This is a genomic window from Methylomonas rosea, assembly GCF_024505055.1.
GTDB classification, from domain to species: Bacteria; Pseudomonadota; Gammaproteobacteria; order Methylococcales; family Methylomonadaceae; genus Methylomonas; species Methylomonas rosea.
Genome location: NZ_JANIBL010000060.1, coordinates 1 through 18,518, shown reverse-complemented (window position 1 = coordinate 18,518; position 18,518 = coordinate 1). Strand labels below are relative to the sequence as shown.

Genomic DNA, 18,518 nt, shown 5'->3' with positions numbered 1-18,518 from the left:
TCGTCTGGCGGATTTTGAACGGTTTTATAAGCTCTGGCAGGATAAATTATGTTTTTTCGCGCGATACTGGGAATATTGATACCACTGGTTTTTGCCGCAGTGGCTTGGGCCGATGAGCTGAAAATAAACCCCAATCATCCCGATCAGCACACGGTGGTTAAAGGCGATACCCTATGGGATATCTCCGGGAAGTTTTTACAGCACCCTTGGGAGTGGCCGCAGTTATGGCATAACAATCCGCAAATCAAGGATCCGCATTGGATTTACCCGGGCGACACGCTGTACTTTTCGTATGTAAACGGCGTGCCGCGCCTGAGTTTGACGCCGGATGGTAACGATGAAAAACTGTTGCCGCGAGTGCGCGAGTCTGAGATTAATCAAGCCATCAAGATGATTCCCAGTGATGCGATTGTGCAATTCTTGAATTCACCGAAAGTGGTAACGGCGGAAGAATTGCAGCATGCTCCTTATGTCATCGGGTTTGTTGGTGAGCATTTGATCGCCGGAGCCGGCGACGGGGTTTACGTCCGGGCCATTGAAAATCCGCCAGGCTTGGGTTTCACCATCTACCGGGCGGGCAAAGCTTACGTCAGCCCTGTAACCAAGGAAGTTTTGGGGTACGAAGCGCAATATATTGCCGATACCACGCTACAGGAACCAGGTGATCCGGCGACCTTGCTGATTAATAAATCCGATATGGAAATACAACGCGGCGATCGTTTGATGCCTACTTCCGAGGGCGAATTGGCGCTGAATTATTTTCCAAGGCCGCCGAATCATCAGGTAGTGGGCAGCATCATTCAGGTCAAGGGCGGCGTCTCGCAGATCGGTCAACACGATGTGGTGGTCATTGATAAAGGGACTGCCGACGGTTTGGAAGTGGGGCACACTTTAGATGTCTATCGCAGAGGACATGTCATCGTGGATAGGTATCAATCTCAGGAAGCTGTAGCGGTGAAAATGCCGGATGAACTGGCCGGTGTGTTGATGGTGTTCCGGCCGTTCGAACGCGTCAGCTATGCCTTGGTGATGCAGGCCACTGCCGCGATGCATACCTTGGATAGAGTTCAGACACCTTAATGGGCTATCTACCACCAATATGTGTTAAGCCGCTCTGGATCGCTTTTTAAGCTGTTTTGGAATCCGCACTCAATCCTCAAATCAAATACTGGCTGGCGATGCTGCGCAGTCCCGGCATCGGCAGTCAGGCCATTCAACGTTTGTTGGCGCATCTTGAGCCGGAACAGATATTCTCCGCATCGCGAGCTACTTTAAGTGGCTTGGGTTTCAGCGAGAAATTGATAGACGCGCTGCAAAAGCCGGATTGGGAAAAAGTCGAGGACGATATTCGCTGGTTGGAGCAAGCAGGCAATTATGCATTGACCTTGGACGATGCCGACTATCCGGCGCAACTGCGAGAAATTGCAAATCCTCCCCCGATACTATTTGTCAAAGGCAATCCGGCCTTGCTGCTTGAACCGCAGTTGGCGATGGTGGGCAGCCGCAATCCCTCGCCGGTTGGTGTCAGTACCGCGATTCAATTTGCCGAGGCCTTAGCCGAAGCCGGATATACGGTGACCAGCGGTTTGGCTTTGGGAATTGATGCTGCCAGTCACCAAGGCGCCTTGAATGTTAACGGACGAACCATAGCTGTGGCCGGTACCGGTTTGGATCGGGTGTATCCCGCCTGTCACAAACAGCTCGCGACTCAGATTGTCGAACATGGCGCGCTGGCTTCCGAGTTTCCGCCCGGCACCAACGCCAAAGCCAATCACTTTCCCAGGCGAAATCGCATCATCAGTGGTTTATGTGTAGGATTGTTGGTGGTTGAAGCTGCCCAGCAAAGCGGGTCGTTGATTACCGCACGTTTGGCGCTGGAGCAGAATCGGGAAGTTTTTGCGATTCCCGGCTCTATTCATAACCCTTTGGCGCGCGGTTGCAATGCATTAATCCGCCAGGGAGCCAAATTAGTGGAAACCGCAGAAGATATTTTTGAGGAATTAGGTCATTATAATCAAAGGTATATGCGAGATGCTCCGGAATTGGCGCAGACTTCGCTTGACCTGGAGCAGCAAAATCTATTGAAATTGATTCCGTACAGTCCCACAACGGTCGATACTCTGGTGCAAGAAAGCGGTTGGTCGGCGGAAGAAGTTTCCTCGACGCTGCTGGTGCTGGAGTTACAAGGCTACATTGCCGCGCTTGCCGGTGGTGGCTACCTCCGAGTCAAATAAAGGTTCTAATGAAAGAAGATATTTTCGATGTGCTCATTTATCTGTTTGAAAATTATCTGGATGGCGACAGCGATAACTATCCGGATACGGCCGTCATTGCCAGCGAGTTGCTGGATGCGGGTTTTCAGCAGCCTGATGTCAATAAGGCGTTCGATTGGCTGGAGTCTTTAGCCGAAATTGAGAGCATCACACCGGCGGTTTCCTCTTCGTTCCGCATTTTTAGCGGGCAGGAAATTTCCGTGTTCGATATGGAGTGCCGGAATTTCTTGATGTATCTTGAGCACAGCGGCATCTTGACGCCGATTAATCGCGAGATAGCGATTGATCGGGCGATGGCCTTGAAAGACGAGAATATTACGCTGGATAAATTGAAATGGATTGTATTGATGGTGTTATTAAGTCAACCCGGCGATAGCGCCGCTTTCTCCCGAATGGAAGACATAGTTTACGATTTGATACCTACTTCTTTACATTGATTTTTCTACGGACAGCATGAGCAAAAGTTTAGTCATTGTAGAATCACCGGCAAAATGCAAAACCATAGAAAAGTATCTGGGTAAGGACTTTCAGGTGCTGGCCTCTTACGGTCACGTCCGCGATCTGATTCCCAAGGAGGGAGCGGTCGATCCGGAAAATGGTTTTGCGATGAAATATCAGGTGATTGATCGCAACCAGCGCCATCTGCAAGAGATCGGCAAAGCTATAAAAAACGTCGATACACTTTATTTAGCGACTGACCCTGATCGCGAAGGTGAAGCCATTTCCTGGCATGTGTTCGAGCATCTCAAGGAAAAAAAGCTGTTAAAAAACAAGGAAGTGCTGCGTGTGGTGTTTCATGAGATCACCAAAAAAGCCGTCACCGAAGCCATCGCTCATCCCACCGAGTTATCCAATAATCTGGTCAATGCGCAACAGGCGCGGCGCGCTCTGGATTATCTAGTCGGTTTCAATTTATCGCCGTTGCTGTGGAAGAAAATCCGTCGGGGCTTATCTGCCGGCCGCGTACAAAGTCCGGCCTTGCGGATGATCGTCGAACGCGAAATGGAGATTGAGGCGTTCAAGACCCGTGAATACTGGTCGCATACCGCTGAAGCCAGCGCGCAAGGGCTGCCGTTCAAAGCCAAGCTCACGTATTTCAATGGCGAAAAGCTGAATCAGTTCAGTTTTACCGATGAAGCGCAAGCCAGCCAAGTCAAGCAAAGTTTGCTGGACGCTGCAGACGGCCAGTTAATTGTCGCCAAGTTGGAGAAGAAACAACGCAGTAAAAATCCTGCCCCCCCGTTTATCACTTCGACCTTGCAGCAGGAAGCTGCCCGTAAGTTGGGATTTACCACCAAGCGTACGATGATGGTGGCGCAACAGTTGTACGAAGGCATCGATCTGGGCGGGGAAACCGTCGGTTTGATTTCGTATATGCGTACCGATTCGGTGAATCTGGCCGAAGAGGCGCTTGCCGATATTCGCGCGCTGATCGCGGAAAAATACGGTATCGACGATGTGCCAAAGGAGCCGCGCCGTTTCAAGACCAAATCCAAAAACGCGCAAGAAGCGCACGAAGCAATAAGGCCGACGTCCGTACAGCGCTTGCCTGAACAGGTGAAAAACCGGCTCAGTGCCGAGCAATTCAAACTTTACGATTTAATCTGGAAGCGTACCGTCGCTTGCCAGATGATCCACGCAACCTTGAATCAAGTGGCTGTCGATCTCAATTGCGGCAGCGATAAAAACGTATTTCGCGCCACCGGTTCCACGGTGACCAATCCCGGCTTCATGAAGGTGTATCTTGAGGGTGTGGACGACAGCAAGGAAGCCGCCGACGATCAGGATAGTCTCTTGCCGCCGATGGAAGAAGGGCGGCCGGTGGTGTTGAACGATATCGCTGCAACTCAGCATTTTACCGAGCCGCCACCGCGTTACAGCGAGGCTAGTCTGGTCAAAGCCTTGGAAGAACACGGCATCGGCCGGCCGTCTACCTACGCGACGATTATCTCAACCTTGCAAAATCGCGAATATGTGACGATCGACAACAAGCGGTTTTATCCGACCGATGTCGGTCGCATCGTTAACAAATTCCTGACCGAGCATTTCACGAAATACGTCGATTACAGCTTTACGGCCAATCTGGAAGACGATCTGGATGCAGTGTCGCGCGGCGAGAAGGATTGGATTCCGTTGATGAACGACTTTTGGCGGCCGTTCACGCAATTGATCAACGAGAAGGAAGAAAGTGTACAGCGTAAGGACGTCACGCAGGAAAGTATCGACGAAAAATGTCCGGAATGCGGCAGTCCGCTGTCCATTCGTTTAGGGCGTAACGGTCGATTTATCGGTTGTACCAATTATCCGACTTGTTCCTACACTCGAAATCTGGGAGATGACAATGCTGGTGCCGCATCGGCCGAGCCTGAGGTGGTGGAAGGGCGAGTGTGTCCGAAGTGCGAGTCGACGCTGGTTATAAAGACTGGCAAGTATGGCAAGTTTGTCGGCTGTAGCGCTTATCCGAAATGCAAGCACATCGAGCCTTTGGAAAAACCAAGCGATACCGGCGTTGAATGTCCGCAATGCAAAAATGGCGCGATTCTGAAGCGCAAGGCGCGCAGCGGGAAGATTTTTTATTCCTGTTCGGAATATCCAAAATGCGATTATGCCTTGTGGGATGCGCCGGTCAAGGAAAGTTGCCCTGATTGTAATTGGCCAATTTTGACCTTGAAAACCACCAAACGCCGCGGGACCGAAAAAGTCTGTCCGCAGAAAGAGTGCAAATACGCGACGCCTTATGAGGGCGATCCGGACGACGTAAACGGACCGGCGTAAGTCTCTCTAAGGTAGCGTGACTGTTTGGCCGACTTTGATTGCGTGTTTGTCGATAAAGCCGGCGGGCAGTTCCAGCATGTATCTGGCCGCCGTTTTGGACTCATAAATTCTGCAAGGATCTTTGGTGCAGGGTTGTAGATTCTTTAACAGAGCTACAATCCGGCCGTCTCCCGATAAAAACACTACATCCAGCGCCAGCAAGGTATTTTTCATCCACAACGCGCGTTGCGTCTGGTCCGGATACACAAACAGCATGCCTTGGTCTTCGGCAAGTGTCTTATGAAACATCAAGCCGTGTTCACGCTCGCTTTCGTTAGAGGCAATAGCCGCGTAGACAATACGTTGCTGCTCTACAAACCTGATTGCGTGGTTGAACTCGGTGAACGTGTCCGCCGAAGCGTCCCCGCTATTCAGTGTTAGAAGCAAAGCGGTGCGGAAAAGAACTGGGTGCATGCGGGGGCGTCGGGAATATAAGGTTGTCTTTGAAGGTGCGGCTGATTATAATGCCGCGTTCAATTATTTAGCGAGCGTGGCGAAATTGGTAGACGCGCTGGATTTAGGTTCCAGTGGTAACCCCGTGGGAGTTCGAGTCTCCCCGCTCGCACCATTTCTGCGTTATTCGTAACGATACGACCTTAAGTTCCCCAGATTTAAACATCGCCGGCAGGTCTCCCAAAATATAAAACCGTATCTTTAATTTTTTGAGGTAGTGCAATGCAAGTTTCTGTCGAGAAGACATCAGAGTTAAGCCGAAAAATGACTGTTAGCATTCCTGATGCCGTGGTTCAGGAAAAAATGGAAACTCGCTTTAAAAAACTCGCTCGCGAAGTCAAAGTGGACGGATTTCGTCCGGGTAAAGTGCCGGCGAGCATGGTGAAAAAGCTTTACGCCGATAAAGTTAGAAACGAAGTCACCGGTGACTTGATCCAATCGACTTATTTCGAAGCGCTGCAACAACAGGATTTGAACCCCGCAGGTCATCCACATATCCACCCGACCGAGAAAACCGAAGGTTTTGAATACATCGCCGAGTTTGAGGTTTATCCCGAGATCGTTCTGGACGGCGTTAGCGAGTTGAAAGTGGATCGTCCTTCCGCAACTGTGGAGGAGGCCGATGTCGATAACATGATCGAAAAGCTGCGTCAGCAAAAGAAAATCTGGAACACTGTCGAGCGCGCTTCGCAGGATGCTGATCGGGTTACCATTCATTTCTCCGGTGTGGCCGATGGCGAGAATTTTACCGAAGGTAAGGTCGAAAATTACCAGGTCGAAATCGGCGGCAAACAAATGATTCCCGGCTTTGAAGACGAACTGAAAGGCTTAGTTGTCGGCGATAGCAAAACCTTTTCAGTGACATTCCCAGAGCAATACAACAGCGAGAAATTAGCCGGTAAGGTCGCCGAGTTTGAGATCGAGTTGGTTAAAGTCGAAGAGCCGGTTTTACCTATCGTCGATGCTGAATTTATCAAAGCTTACGGTGTTGAAGACGGCGATGCGGCCAGTTTCCGCAGCGATGTTCGGGCTAACATGGAAAGAGAGCTGAACCAGGGTCTGAAAAACAAGTTAAAAAATGCGGTGATGGATGCCTTATACGAAAACATCGTGATAACGATGCCTAACGCATTGATCGATCAAGAAATTCAAGCTTTGATGAAACCTTACGCCGAACGCGCGAAAAACATGCGTTTGAAACTGGAAGACCTGAATTTGCCAAGGGATGCTTTTGAAGGTCAGGCCAAGCGCCGAGTGGCCTTGGGCTTGATTCTGGGTGAAATCATTCAAAAAAATGACATCAAGGTGGATGCCGATAAAGTTCGTGCGGTAATTGATGACATGGCGAAGAGTTATGAGCGCCCCGAAGACGTTGTGAACTGGTATTATGCCGACAAGGCCCGTCTAAATGATGTGCAGCAGATGGTCTTAGAGGACCAAGCTGTTGCATGGATTGTCAGTCAGGCTAAAATCACCGACGTAACAGTTGGTTTTGATGATGTCATGGAAAAACAGTAACGAATGAGGGCTAAACGTGTTTAACCAAAATGTGATGAGCGAAATGATGGCGCCGCAAGCGGCGGGCGGTCTAGTGCCTATAGTGGTTGAACAAACAGCCCGTGGGGAAAGATCGTTCGATATTTATTCCCGTTTGCTGAAAGAGCGGGTAATTTTTCTAGTTGGCCAAGTGGAAGATTACTCGGCTAATCTGGTGGTAGCGCAATTGCTGTTCTTGGAGTCTGAGAATCCGGATAAGGATATACATTTGTATATCAACTCTCCCGGCGGCTCGGTGACAGCAGGGATGTCGATTTATGACACCATGCAGTTTATCAAGCCGGATGTCAGCACCATGTGCATCGGTCAGGCCGCCAGTATGGGTGCCTTGTTGTTGGCGGGTGGTGCTAACGGTAAACGTTATTGCTTGCCTCACTCTAGGGTGATGATTCATCAACCTTTGGGAGGGTTTCAAGGCCAGGCATCGGATTTTGATATTCATGCTCGGGAGATTTTGGCTATTCGTGATCGATTGAACAAAATCCTGGCTCATCATACCGGGCAACCGCTGGAAAAAATTCAGCAAGATACGGATAGAGATAACTTTCTGAGTTCTCAACAAGCGGTTGATTACGGTTTGATCGACAAAGTATTGACGAGTCGTATTGCTTGATAAGTGTCGCGTAGCTTCGTCAAGAGTGCGACGTGATTTGAATGTTGGTTTTTGATATATTTCATCGCCATGACGAGGCAATGTATCACGGTGGAGTCTGTCTATGAGTAGAGACAAGAAAGGTAAAGACGATGAAAAACTTCTTTACTGTTCTTTTTGCGGTAAAAGTCAAAATGAAGTCAGGAAACTGATTGCAGGTCCATCCGTTTATGTTTGTGACGAATGTGTGGAATTGTGCAATGACATTATCAGGGATGAGTTGCTGGAAGATGAAATGTCCGTGGCCGGCGGTGCGCTGCCTAAGCCGAAGGAAATCAAGCAAGAATTGGATGGTTATGTCATCGGTCAGGAAAATGCCAAAAAAATTCTGGCCGTAGCTGTTTACAACCATTACAAGCGTTTGCGCAGCAACAGCAAAAAGAACGAAGTCGAGCTGGCGAAAAGCAACATCTTGCTGATCGGGCCTACCGGTTCCGGTAAAACCTTGTTAGCCGAAACCTTGGCCAGATTGCTGGATGTGCCTTTCACCATAGCAGACGCCACCACGCTGACCGAGGCCGGTTATGTCGGTGAAGATGTTGAAAACATCATTTTGAAGATTCTGCAAAAATGTGATTACGATGTGGAAAAGGCGGAGACCGGGATCGTTTATATCGACGAAATCGATAAAATCTCCCGCAAATCCGATAATCCTTCCATCACTCGCGATGTGTCCGGAGAAGGCGTGCAACAGGCCTTGTTGAAGCTTATCGAAGGGACTGTTGCTTCTGTCCCGCCACAAGGTGGTCGTAAGCATCCGCAGCAAGATTTTTTGCAGGTTAATACTGCGAACATCTTGTTTATCGTCGGTGGGGCCTTTGCTGGTTTGGATAAGGTCATTAAACATCGCACCGAGAAAGGCGGCATCGGTTTTTCCGCCGAAGTTAAAACTAAAGACGACAAGCGCAATGTCGGCGAAATTTTTGCGGATGTGCGTTCCGAGGATTTGATCAAATACGGATTGATTCCGGAGTTTGTGGGTCGTCTGCCGGTTATCGCTACTCTGGACGAGTTGGATGAAGCCGCGTTGATTCAAATTCTGACGCAGCCTAAAAATGCCTTGATCAAGCAGTACAAACACTTGTTTGAAATGGAAGGTGCGGAGCTGGAGTTTAGGGATGATTCGTTAGCGGCGATTGCCCGCAAATCGATGGAACGAAAAACCGGTGCCAGAGGTTTACGCACGATAGTTGAGAACGTGTTGTTGGATACCATGTACGAGTTGCCTTCCAATGACAAAATATCGAAAGTGGTTATCGATGAGAACGTCATTTTGGGTAATTCGGAGCCTATTTTGGTTTACGAAGCGGAACAAAAGCTGGTCGCTTCGGACGCTTCTTAAGTATGGGGCTTTGAATTATCCTCGCGTTCTCGCGAAGAAATAATCAGATTGAAGGGGGCTTTTTCAGTAAAGCCCCCTTTTTTTTGCCTGAAATTAAAGATACTTGTTTTCTGCGAGTTCATCCTCATATAGGATGACATCTAATGTTTTGAGCTGCTCAAGGGAGCAAATGAAATGACCGAGTTAAAAAGCAAAGATGAATTAATTCCTGTCTTGCCGTTACGGGACGTGGTGGTCTATCCGCATATGGTGATTCCATTGTTTGTCGGTAGAGGCATGTCGATCGACGCCCTTGATGCCGCCATAAAACAAGACAAGCAAGTATTGTTGATTGCCCAGAAACAGGCCGATGTCGATGAGCCGGGTTTTGATGACTTATACAGGGTCGGTACCTTGGCAAACATCCTGCAATTATTGAAATTGCCGGACGGTACTGTGAAAGTGTTGGTAGAAGGTAGTCAGCGCTGCTCGGTGACAAAATATCAAGAAGTGGATAATTACTGCGCGGCCAGCGTGGTCGAGTTGAGCGACGAATTAAATATTTCCGAACAGGAAGCGGAAGTTTTGCAGCGTACGGCGATTAACTCGTTCGATCAGTATGTGAAATTGAATAATAAAATTCCGCCTGAAGTATTGAATTCCCTGGCCGGTATTGACGACCCCAGCCGGTTGGCCGATACCATGGCGGCGCATATGGCGCTAAAAGTTGAAGAAAAGCAGCTGATGCTGGAAATGGTCGATGTCGCCAAGCGTTTGGAAAACTTGATGACTTTGATGGAAGGCGAAGTCGATATTCTGGAGATGGAAAAGAAAATTCGCGGCCGCGTTAAAAAGCAGATGGAAAAAAATCAGCGCGAATACTATTTGAATGAGCAAATGAAGGCTATTCAAAAAGAGTTGGGCGAGATGGATGAAGCCAGCAACGAAATCGAAGAGCTGGAGCGAAAAATTGCCACGGCCGGCATGTCCGCCGAAGCGAAAACCAAGGCGACGGCCGAGCTGAATAAACTGAAAATGATGTCGCCGATGTCAGCGGAAGCGACAGTAGTGCGTAATTACATCGATTGGATGGTCAACGTGCCTTGGAAAAAGAAAACCAAGGTTCGGCACGATTTAAAAGTCGCGGAAGAGGTGTTGGAAGCCGAACATTACGGCCTGGATAAGGTGAAAGAGCGGATACTCGAATATCTTGCCGTACAACAGCGTGTTAAAGCGTTGAAAGGGCCTATTCTTTGTTTGGTGGGTCCTCCAGGGGTTGGTAAAACCTCTCTGGGCCAGTCGATTGCAAGGGCTACCAATCGCAAGTACGTGCGGATGGCGTTAGGCGGGGTAAGAGACGAAGCGGAAATTCGCGGACATAGACGCACTTATATCGGCTCGATGCCCGGCAAAATCCTGCAAAATTTGTCGAAAATCAAAACCCGCAATCCGATGTTCTTACTGGACGAGATCGACAAAATGGCAGCTGATTTTCGCGGTGATCCGGCTTCGGCGTTGTTGGAAGTGCTGGATCCCGAGCAAAACCATACCTTCTCCGATCATTATCTGGAAGTGGATTTCGATTTGTCCGATGTAATGTTCGTGGCTACCGCGAATACGATGAATATCCCGCCTGCCTTGATGGACAGGATGGAAATTATCCGCTTGGCCGGTTATACCGAAGATGAAAAAATCAATATTGCCATGCGCTTTTTGATTCCGAAGCAGGTCAAAAACAACGGTCTGGCGGAGTCGGAAATTTCTATCTCCGAAGCAGCGGTTAAGGACATTGTCAGGTACTACACGCGGGAAGCCGGTGTACGCGGACTGGAGCGGGAAATCTCGAAAATTTGCCGGAAAGTCGTGAAAGACCTGTTGTTGAAATCCCGGAAAAGTCGAACCTCGGTTACCGAAAAAACCCTGGATAAGTATCTTGGTGTTCGACGGTTCAGCTATGGCATGGCCGAAGACAACGATCAAATTGGTCAAGTGACCGGTCTGGCATGGACTGAAGTCGGCGGTGAATTGCTGACTATCGAAACCGCGGTAATGCCGGGTAAGGGCAAGCAGCTAGCCACCGGAAAACTCGGTGACGTGATGAAAGAGTCGATTGAAGCGGCGGTTACGGTAGTCAGGAGTCGAGCCAATATTTTGGGTATCGACAGCGATGTGTTTCAGAAAAATGACATTCACATCCATGTGCCGGAAGGCGCGACCCCTAAAGACGGGCCTAGTGCCGGTATTGGCATGTGTACCGCCATTATTTCCGCTCTGACCAAAATTCCGGTGCGCGCGGATGTGGCCATGACCGGCGAGATCACGTTGCGCGGTGAGGTGCTGCCAATCGGCGGACTGAAAGAGAAGTTGTTGGCGGCGCATCGCGGGGGGATTGCGACCGTGGTGATTCCGGCGGAAAACGAAAAGGATCTCGCCGAGATTCCCGAAAATATCAAACGCAATTTGGCGATTAAGTGTGTCCGTTGGATAGATGAAGTGTTGGAGTTAGCTCTACAGCATATGCCGACCCCGATTGCAGCAATTCCGGTGACGGAAATAACTGAAACTGCCGCCACCAAGGCAGAGGTAAAAAAGCCGGGTGTTGTTGCACATTAAAAGTCGAGTCGAATCGGCGGAAACCATCAGGATCGTGGCCTCCGCCGACTTCAGTGCTTGACATCGCTTGCAGGCGATTGATATAAATGTCGGCCTCTCGCACCAGGAGAGGCTGTAAATCGGGTTGGTGGAAAACCGGTTAGTGGGCAAATCCAAGCATTTGTTTGCTGAGCATAATTAATACAACGACATCCTAAGGGGAAATAAATGAATAAATCGGAACTTATCGATGCAATCGCCAGTGCGTCCCAGTTAACTAAAGCTGATGCAGGTCGTGCTTTAGATGGTTTTATCAAAGCAGTAGAAGATGCTTTGAAACAAGGCGATTCCGTTGCCTTGGTTGGCTTCGGCACATTCGATGTTAAAGAAAGAGCAGAGCGCAAAGGCCGCAATCCGCAAACCGGCGAAGAGATCACCATTAAAGCCGCGAAAATTCCTTCATTTAAAGCTGGCAAATCTTTAAAAGATGCTGTAAACTAGCCGCTCTTTAGTCGGGTGCTTAGCTCAGCTGGGAGAGCATCGCCCTTACAAGGCGAGGGTCGGGGGTTCGAACCCCTCAGCACCCACCAGACTTTGGAGCGGTAGTTCAGTTGGTTAGAATACCGGCCTGTCACGCCGGGGGTCGCGGGTTCGAGCCCCGTCCGCTCCGCCAAAACAGAAACCTCGGGCCGTATGGTCCGAGGTTTTTTTTTGCCTGTTAATTTTATGGCCTGAAGCGATCGGGTTTAATACTGTTTAAGGACAGCGTTTATGCTTTTAGAGATTAGAGAAAAGGTGCACGGTCTATTTGCATCGATCATATTGATTTTGATTTGTGTGCTTTTCGGATTGTGGGGCATCCAAAACTATCTGGGCGGCGGTAAAGAAGCGCCAGTGGTGTCTGTCGGAGACAAGGAGTTTTTTCAGCGCGATGTCAGTCAGGCCTATCAGCAGTATGCGCAAAATCTGGCAGGCATGAAATTCGACGAAGACACGATAAAAAAACAGGCTTTGCAAAAGCTGGTTCGCGACGAGGTGTTGTTGCAGTACGTTCAGGATCAAAACCTGTTGGTTAGCGACGATACCGCCAGGGATTTCATTCAAACCCTGGAGTATTTCCAAAAAGACGGCAAATTTGACAAGACTCAATACCAGACCATGCTCGGTTCGCAGGGTATGTCTTCCGCCGAGTTCGTCAATCGCATTAAAAAAGCCTTGGTGATGGAGCAGTTCCAACGAGCCGTGGTGGACAGTAGCTTCGTGACACCGGCGGAAATCAATAACTTCTTTAAAATCCAGAACCAAACCCGCGATGTGGAATATGTGACGGTTCCGTTAACGCCGGTCAGCCAGCAGCCGGGCGAGGAAGAAATTACCGCTTATTACCAGCAGCACCAGGATGCCTATCAGACTCCCGAGCAGGTGGCTATCGAATATGTGGAATTATCGTTGGATAAATTGGCCGCAGATATTAGCCCCAGCGAAGAGCAGTTAAAAGCCTATTACGAAGAACAAAAAGCCCAATTTACTACGAAAGAGCGTAGAAAAATCAGCCATATTTTGTTCGCTTTTAGCAAGGATAAAACGGCTGATGACTTGGCGTTACAAAAAGCCCTGAAGGCTAAACAAGATCTGAAAAACAAGGATTTCGCCGCTCTGGCTGCGGAAGTGTCCGACGATAAACTAAGCGCGAAAAATGGCGGCGACCTAGGTTTATTCAATGTAGGCGTAATGGAAAAAGCCTTTGAAGATGCCGCGAGTAGTTTAAAACTGGGTGAAGTCTCCGAACCCGTGAAATCGGCTTTTGGTTATCATTTAATTAAAGTCACCGAATTAATACCGGGTGACGTAAAACCTTACGAAGCGGTAAAAGCCGAGGTCAGTAAGGCTTATCAAAAAGCGCAAGCAGAAGCCAAATTTAACACCTTGGCCGAGAAAGTTGCCGAAGTCAGTTACGAAAATCCAGATAGCCTGGCGGCTGTTGCCCAATTGCTGGGTGGGGCGACCAGCAAGACAGAGGCATTTACTCGTGCGGCGGGTGAAGGTATCGCTGCGGACGAGAAAGTTCGGGCGGCTGCATTTTCAGAAGATGTCTTAAAAGGCAGCAACAGCGAACCGCTGGAAATTGGCGGCGATAAACTGGTGGTGTTGCGCATGTTATCGCATCAACCTGCGGCCAGTAGAGAGCTGAAGGATGTTAAGCCACAGGTCATTGCCTCGATCCAGCAAGATAAGGCAAAACAACAGGCCATCGCCACTGCCGATAAAATTAAGCAGGAATTGGCTGGCGGTAAAACGCTTGCTCAGGTTTCCGAAGCGCTGCATTTGCAAACCAAAAAAATCAATGGCTTGACGCGCACAGCTAGTGATTTGCCGGCGGCCGTCACTCAGGAGATTTTTAGAACTGCCAAACCGAAGGCCGGTCAGCCTAGCGTGGCAGTAATCGACGAAGCCAAGGGCGGTAAATTGGTGGTTAGCGTCAACAGTGTCAACGAGGGTTTGATGTCGGACAGCGACAAGAGCAAACAAGCCTTGATTGCCAAAAACATTTCTACTGCCTTCGGCAAGGCGCAAATGGAAGCGGTATTGAATGCATTGCAGACTAAAGCCGACATTGTTATCAATACGCAAAAACAGTAAATCGTAACGCGGACCGACAAAAAGGGAGCTTCAAGCTCCCTTTTTTTTGCTTGTTTAAGCGGTTAGCTGCTTAGCACAGGGATTTTGTTGTTGATTCTAGCTAGAGTCTTGAGACGTCCCGCGATCACCGTTGTCTGTACGGCAATAGCTAGCAGCGACCAACCCACATTGGCTTTTAGGCTGACATTTACTAACATAGCCGCAGATAGCCGAATAGGGCGGTTTTTCGATTCGGAAACAATCGATATTATTTTCCTGTTCAGCCATGTCATGGGATAAACTTTAAAATTTGTAACAAACATCGCTGCGAAAGCGACACTCGTCTTAATTTTTAATAGCTTGATTTAAGGATCAACATGATTATCAAACCTCGCGTACGCGGATTTATGTGCGTCACCACCCACCCGGTCGGCTGCGAAGCCAATGTCAAACAGCAAATCGACTACGTCAAAAGTTTCGGCGACATTCCTAACGGTCCAAAAAATGTACTGATTTTGGGCGCGTCCACCGGCTACGGTCTGGCTTCGCGGATTGTCTCGGCTTTCGGTGCCGGCGCGAAAACCCTGGGGGTGTTTTTTGAGCGCGAAGGCACCTCCGATAAGCCGGGCACGCCTGGTTGGTACAATTCCGCGGCGTTTCATAAATTTGCCGAAGCCGAAGGGTTGTACGCCAAAAGCATCAATGGCGATGCTTTCTCCGACGAAATCAAACAAAAAACCATAGACGCCATTAAACAAGATTTGGGCAAAGTCGATTTGGTCATCTACAGCCTGGCCGCCCCGCGCCGCACCAATCCGAGAACCGGCATCACCCATAATTCGACCCTGAAACCGATTGGTAAGGATTTGGTGCAAAACGGTATCGACACCGATAAAGAAATCATCAAGGAATTTACCCTGCCTGCGGCCACCGAGGAAGAAATCGCCAACACCGTGGCGGTGATGGGCGGTGAAGACTGGCAAATGTGGATCGATGCCTTAGCCGACGCCGGCGTCTTAGCGGAAGGCGCTAAAACTACGGCCTACACCTATCTGGGTGAGAAAATCACCTGGGATATTTATTGGGACGGCACCATAGGCGCGGCCAAGAAAGACTTGGACAAACGTGTGATCGATATTCGCAGTAAGTTGGCTGCTCTCGGCGGCGACGCCAGGGTGTCGGTGCTCAAAGCCGTGGTTACCCAAGCCAGCGCGGCGATTCCGGTCATGCCTTTGTATCTGGCTTTGCTGTTCAAAACCATGAAGGCCGAGGGTACGCACGAAGGTTGTATCGAGCAAGTCAACGGCTTGTTCCGCGACAGCCTTTACGGCGCCAATCCCATCCTGGACGATACCGGTCGCTTGCGCGCCGATCTGAAAGAATTGCAGCCGCACGTGCAAGACAAGGTAGGGGCCTTGTGGGAGCAAATCAATAACGACAACATCAACGAATTAAGCGATTTTGCCGGTTACAAACACGAGTTCCTGAAGTTGTTCGGTTTTGAGGTCGACGGTGTGGATTACGAAGCCGATGTTAATCCCGAGGCACCGATCGCCAATTTGCTGTAAGTTTTAGCCCGGTGGCTATTGCGGCGGCTAGTCATCGGGTAAAAAATAAGGACACCTGAAGTTTCTGTTTAATTGCTGCGAAACACTGGAAACATGCAAACACCATCAACTACCCGAGACTGGATTCTCTATTCGCTGCTCAGTTTGACCATTGTGCTGATCGTGTTGGCCATGTACCAAATCGACCGGCAATGGCTGAAATTGAGCGAGATGCAAAGCGCGCTATCCGAGCAAGCCAAGGATATGCGTGAGTTGCGCGGAGCTATCGCTTCCGGCGCGATTGCCGCAAATGCGTCAACAAGTTCGAATAACAGCGGTGAAGTCGCACAGGCGTTTCAACGTGCTTATGCCGCCAGCCGCCAGCCGGATTACGCCCAGGGCGACTGGAGCGTGGAAGCCTTCGGCACCAATCTCAAGACCATCACACCGCTGGTATCCAGCGATGCTTATGCTTCCAATGTCCAAAGCTATGTGCTGGAGAGTCTGATCATCCGCAACCCAGATACGTTGGAATGGGAAGGTTTGATTGCCAAGGACTGGACCATCAGCGAGGACGGCTTGGTGATCAGCTTTCGCATGCGTGAGGATGTCAGTTTTTCGGATGGTCAACCGCTCACCGCTGCTGATGTAGTGTTCAGCTTCGATTTCATCATGACTGATGCCATCCAGGCGCCGCGCGAACGGGCTTACCTGGAAAAAGTCAAAAGCGTCAAAGCCAATGGCAAGTATGAAGTGGTGTTTACTTTCAAAGAGCCGTATTTCGAGGCGCTGTCCTTGGCGGGAGGCATCGGTATCCTCCCCAAGCATTTTTACGAGCCTTATCTGCAAGAGCCGCAAAAATTCAACGAATCCAAAGGCTTGTTATTGGGTAGCGGTCCTTATCGACTAAACGATCCGAAAAACTGGACGCCAGACAAAGGCAACATAGAACTGGTCCGCAACGAGCGTTACTGGGGCGATGTGCAACCGTCTTACCATCGGATTCTCTGGAAAATTATCCAAAACGATAGTGCCCGCTTAACTACCTTTCGCAATGGCGACATCGATTCTTACTCGGCTAGACCGGTCGAATATCAGGAATTGAAAAAAGATCCGCAAATCCAGGCCAAGAGTCAAAACTTTGAATACATGCCGCCGGTGGTGGGCTACAGCTACATTGGTTGGAACCAGGAGCGCGGCGGCAAGCCGACTCGCTTTGCAGACAAACGCGTGCGCCAGGCGATGACTTATCTGACCGACGTCGGTCGGGTGATTAAGGACGTGATGCTGGATTATGCCGAGCCTGCCGTCAGTCCGTTCAGTAAAGCTAGTAAGCAGCACGACGCGGCCTTGCAACCGTATCAAGCGGACCTGGACAAAGCCAAAGCACTGTTGAAAGACGCCGGTTACCAGGATAAAAATGGCGACGGCGTATTGGAAGACAAGGCCGGTGCCCCTTTTGAATTCAAACTGACCTACTTTCAAGCCAACGAAGACACCAAACGCATGGTTCTGTTGTTGAAAGACTTGTACGCTCGTGCCGGCGTTAAACTGATTCCGACCCCGCAGGAATGGCCGGTAATGCTGGAAAATCTGGATAAAAAAGACTTCGACGCCATTACCTTGGGCTGGACCAGCGGCATCGAAACCGATTTGTACCAAATCTTCCATAGCTCGCAAGCTGTCAGCAAGGGCGATAACTATGTAAGTTATAAAAATCCGGCTTTGGATAAATTAATCGACGATGCCCGCCGCACCGTCGACGAAAGCAAACGCATGCCGCTGTGGCAGCAAGCCGAACGGATTCTTTACGAAGATCAGCCCTATACCTTTTTAATGCGCCGCAAGAGTTTGTTATTCGTTGATAAGCGCATCCACAACCTGCAAATGACCAAACTGGGTTTGAACTTTGGCGGATTGCCGCTGGAAAATTATGTGCCGCTGGCGCAGCAAAAATACACCCAATAAGCCCAGGATTCGCCGATGTTGACTTATCTCCTGCGGCGTTTGCTGTTGATGATCCCCACCCTGTTGGGGATTACGGTACTGGTGTTCAGCGTCATGGCGATGTCGCCGGGCGGCATCAGCGCCCAGACCTTGATCGGCGGCATGGACATGAAGCCGCAGGAAAAGCAGGCTCTGCTGGACTATTACAACAAGCGCTATGGTTTGGACCAACCGGCGCCGGTGCAGTATTTACGTTGGTTGAATAATGTGTCGCCGATTGGTTTTGTTACCGATGCCCAAGGCCAACGCGGCGAGTTTTCCTTAAGCAAAGGCATGGACTTGGGTACAAGCTTTCAATACGGGCGGCCGGTGTCGGACATTCTGGCCGAACGGATTCCGATCACCTTGCTGCTCAACCTGGTCACCTTGCCGCTTACCTATATCATCGCTATCATGGTTGGCATGAAGGCCGCTACGCAGCGGGGCAGCGCTTTTGATGTCGGTGCTGGGGTATCGATGCTGGCTTTGTGGTCGATACCCACCATGCTGGCCGGCGTGTTGTTGCTGGGTTTTTTTGCCAACGTGCAACACTTTCAATGGTTCCCCACCGCTGGCATCAGTAGTCTGGAAGCGCAGGATATGCCGTTTCTGCCGCATTGGGAGGAGGGTGGATTTGTCCGAGGTTTCTTGTTGGACAGAATCTGGCATTTGATTTTGCCGGTGATCTGTTTGTCCTACGGCGG

At 49.8% G+C, this 18,518-nt stretch carries 14 protein-coding genes and 3 tRNA genes; 16 read left to right on the top strand and 1 reads right to left on the bottom strand.

What is annotated here, in order from left to right:
* The first annotated feature begins 48 nt into the window (after nt 1-48).
* Genes NP589_RS17100 through topA form a run of 4 tightly spaced genes read left to right on the top strand, consistent with a single transcriptional unit; the run spans nt 49 to nt 5,048 of the window.
* Nucleotides 49-1,080 (top strand): LysM peptidoglycan-binding domain-containing protein, encoded by a 1,032-nt coding sequence (locus NP589_RS17100; protein ID WP_256608078.1) that lies wholly within the window; start codon nt 49-51, stop codon nt 1,078-1,080.
* Between the two features lie 56 nt (nt 1,081-1,136).
* Nucleotides 1,137-2,234, top strand: a complete 1,098-nt coding sequence (gene dprA, locus NP589_RS17095) for a DNA-processing protein DprA (protein ID WP_256608077.1) — start codon at nt 1,137-1,139, stop codon at nt 2,232-2,234.
* A gap of 8 nt (nt 2,235-2,242) precedes the next feature.
* A complete protein-coding gene (locus tag NP589_RS17090) occupies nt 2,243-2,710 on the top strand; it encodes a Smg family protein (protein WP_020482932.1) in 468 nt (155 codons plus the stop codon).
* Between the two features lie 16 nt (nt 2,711-2,726).
* Nucleotides 2,727-5,048 carry a type I DNA topoisomerase gene (gene topA / locus NP589_RS17085; RefSeq protein WP_256608076.1) on the top strand — a complete coding sequence of 774 codons (2,322 nt, stop codon included), beginning with the start codon at nt 2,727-2,729 and terminating at the stop codon, nt 5,046-5,048.
* A gap of 6 nt (nt 5,049-5,054) precedes the next feature.
* Here the strand turns inward: topA and NP589_RS17080 are convergent, their stop codons facing one another.
* Nucleotides 5,055-5,501, bottom strand: coding sequence for a DUF192 domain-containing protein (locus NP589_RS17080; RefSeq protein WP_256608075.1), 447 nt, complete (start codon nt 5,499-5,501; stop codon nt 5,055-5,057).
* 70 nt (nt 5,502-5,571) lie between these two features.
* Here NP589_RS17080 and NP589_RS17075 point away from each other — a divergent pair.
* The 12 genes from NP589_RS17075 to NP589_RS17020 all read left to right on the top strand — a co-directional run.
* Nucleotides 5,572-5,655, top strand: a tRNA-Leu gene (locus tag NP589_RS17075).
* 107 nt (nt 5,656-5,762) lie between these two features.
* Nucleotides 5,763-7,058: a trigger factor gene (gene tig, locus NP589_RS17070; RefSeq protein ID WP_256608074.1), complete on the top strand. Its 1,296-nt coding sequence runs from the start codon at nt 5,763-5,765 to the stop codon at nt 7,056-7,058.
* Nucleotides 7,059-7,104: 46 nt separating this feature from the next.
* Nucleotides 7,105-7,710 carry an ATP-dependent Clp endopeptidase proteolytic subunit ClpP gene (gene clpP, locus NP589_RS17065; RefSeq protein WP_187300315.1) on the top strand — a complete coding sequence of 202 codons (606 nt, stop codon included), beginning with the start codon at nt 7,105-7,107 and terminating at the stop codon, nt 7,708-7,710.
* Nucleotides 7,711-7,813: 103 nt separating this feature from the next.
* Nucleotides 7,814-9,091 (top strand): ATP-dependent Clp protease ATP-binding subunit ClpX, encoded by a 1,278-nt coding sequence (clpX, locus tag NP589_RS17060; protein ID WP_020482927.1) that lies wholly within the window; start codon nt 7,814-7,816, stop codon nt 9,089-9,091.
* Nucleotides 9,092-9,265: 174 nt separating this feature from the next.
* A complete protein-coding gene (gene lon / locus NP589_RS17055; protein ID WP_256608073.1) occupies nt 9,266-11,683 on the top strand; it encodes an endopeptidase La in 2,418 nt (805 codons plus the stop codon).
* 207 nt (nt 11,684-11,890) lie between these two features.
* On the top strand, nt 11,891-12,163 hold the full coding sequence (gene hbs / locus NP589_RS17050) for a non-specific DNA-binding protein Hbs (protein ID WP_020482925.1): 273 nt from the start codon (nt 11,891-11,893) through the stop codon (nt 12,161-12,163).
* Nucleotides 12,164-12,176: 13 nt separating this feature from the next.
* Nucleotides 12,177-12,252 (top strand) — tRNA-Val (locus NP589_RS17045).
* A gap of 6 nt (nt 12,253-12,258) precedes the next feature.
* A tRNA-Asp gene (locus NP589_RS17040) sits at nt 12,259-12,335 on the top strand.
* A 98-nt stretch (nt 12,336-12,433) separates the two neighbouring features.
* Complete coding sequence (locus NP589_RS17035; RefSeq protein ID WP_256608072.1) at nt 12,434-14,302, top strand: SurA N-terminal domain-containing protein; 1,869 nt, start codon at nt 12,434-12,436, stop codon at nt 14,300-14,302.
* A gap of 356 nt (nt 14,303-14,658) precedes the next feature.
* A complete protein-coding gene (gene fabV, locus NP589_RS17030) occupies nt 14,659-15,849 on the top strand; it encodes an enoyl-ACP reductase FabV (protein ID WP_256608071.1) in 1,191 nt (396 codons plus the stop codon).
* Nucleotides 15,850-15,942: 93 nt separating this feature from the next.
* Nucleotides 15,943-17,796 carry a peptide-binding protein gene (locus NP589_RS17025; RefSeq protein ID WP_256608070.1) on the top strand — a complete coding sequence of 618 codons (1,854 nt, stop codon included), beginning with the start codon at nt 15,943-15,945 and terminating at the stop codon, nt 17,794-17,796.
* Between the two features lie 15 nt (nt 17,797-17,811).
* A partial coding sequence (locus NP589_RS17020) for an ABC transporter permease (protein ID WP_256608069.1) occupies nt 17,812-18,518 on the top strand: 707 nt, incomplete at its 3' end.

Bases quoted from the DNA above. Each gene is read 5' to 3' on its own strand.
- NP589_RS17100 (WP_256608078.1), top strand. From the start codon at position 49: ATGTTTTTTCGCGCGATACTGGGAATATTGATACCACTGGTTTTTGCC.
- NP589_RS17090 (WP_020482932.1), top strand. From the start codon at position 2,243: ATGAAAGAAGATATTTTCGATGTGCTCATTTATCTGTTTGAAAATTAT.
- topA (WP_256608076.1), top strand. From the start codon at position 2,727: ATGAGCAAAAGTTTAGTCATTGTAGAATCACCGGCAAAATGCAAAACC.
- NP589_RS17080 (WP_256608075.1), bottom strand. From the start codon at position 5,501: ATGCACCCAGTTCTTTTCCGCACCGCTTTGCTTCTAACACTGAATAGC.
- tig (WP_256608074.1), top strand. From the start codon at position 5,763: ATGCAAGTTTCTGTCGAGAAGACATCAGAGTTAAGCCGAAAAATGACT.
- clpP (WP_187300315.1), top strand. From the start codon at position 7,105: ATGGCGCCGCAAGCGGCGGGCGGTCTAGTGCCTATAGTGGTTGAACAA.
- clpX (WP_020482927.1), top strand. From the start codon at position 7,814: ATGAGTAGAGACAAGAAAGGTAAAGACGATGAAAAACTTCTTTACTGT.
- lon (WP_256608073.1), top strand. From the start codon at position 9,266: ATGACCGAGTTAAAAAGCAAAGATGAATTAATTCCTGTCTTGCCGTTA.
- hbs (WP_020482925.1), top strand. From the start codon at position 11,891: ATGAATAAATCGGAACTTATCGATGCAATCGCCAGTGCGTCCCAGTTA.
- NP589_RS17035 (WP_256608072.1), top strand. From the start codon at position 12,434: ATGCTTTTAGAGATTAGAGAAAAGGTGCACGGTCTATTTGCATCGATC.
- fabV (WP_256608071.1), top strand. From the start codon at position 14,659: ATGATTATCAAACCTCGCGTACGCGGATTTATGTGCGTCACCACCCAC.
- NP589_RS17025 (WP_256608070.1), top strand. From the start codon at position 15,943: ATGCAAACACCATCAACTACCCGAGACTGGATTCTCTATTCGCTGCTC.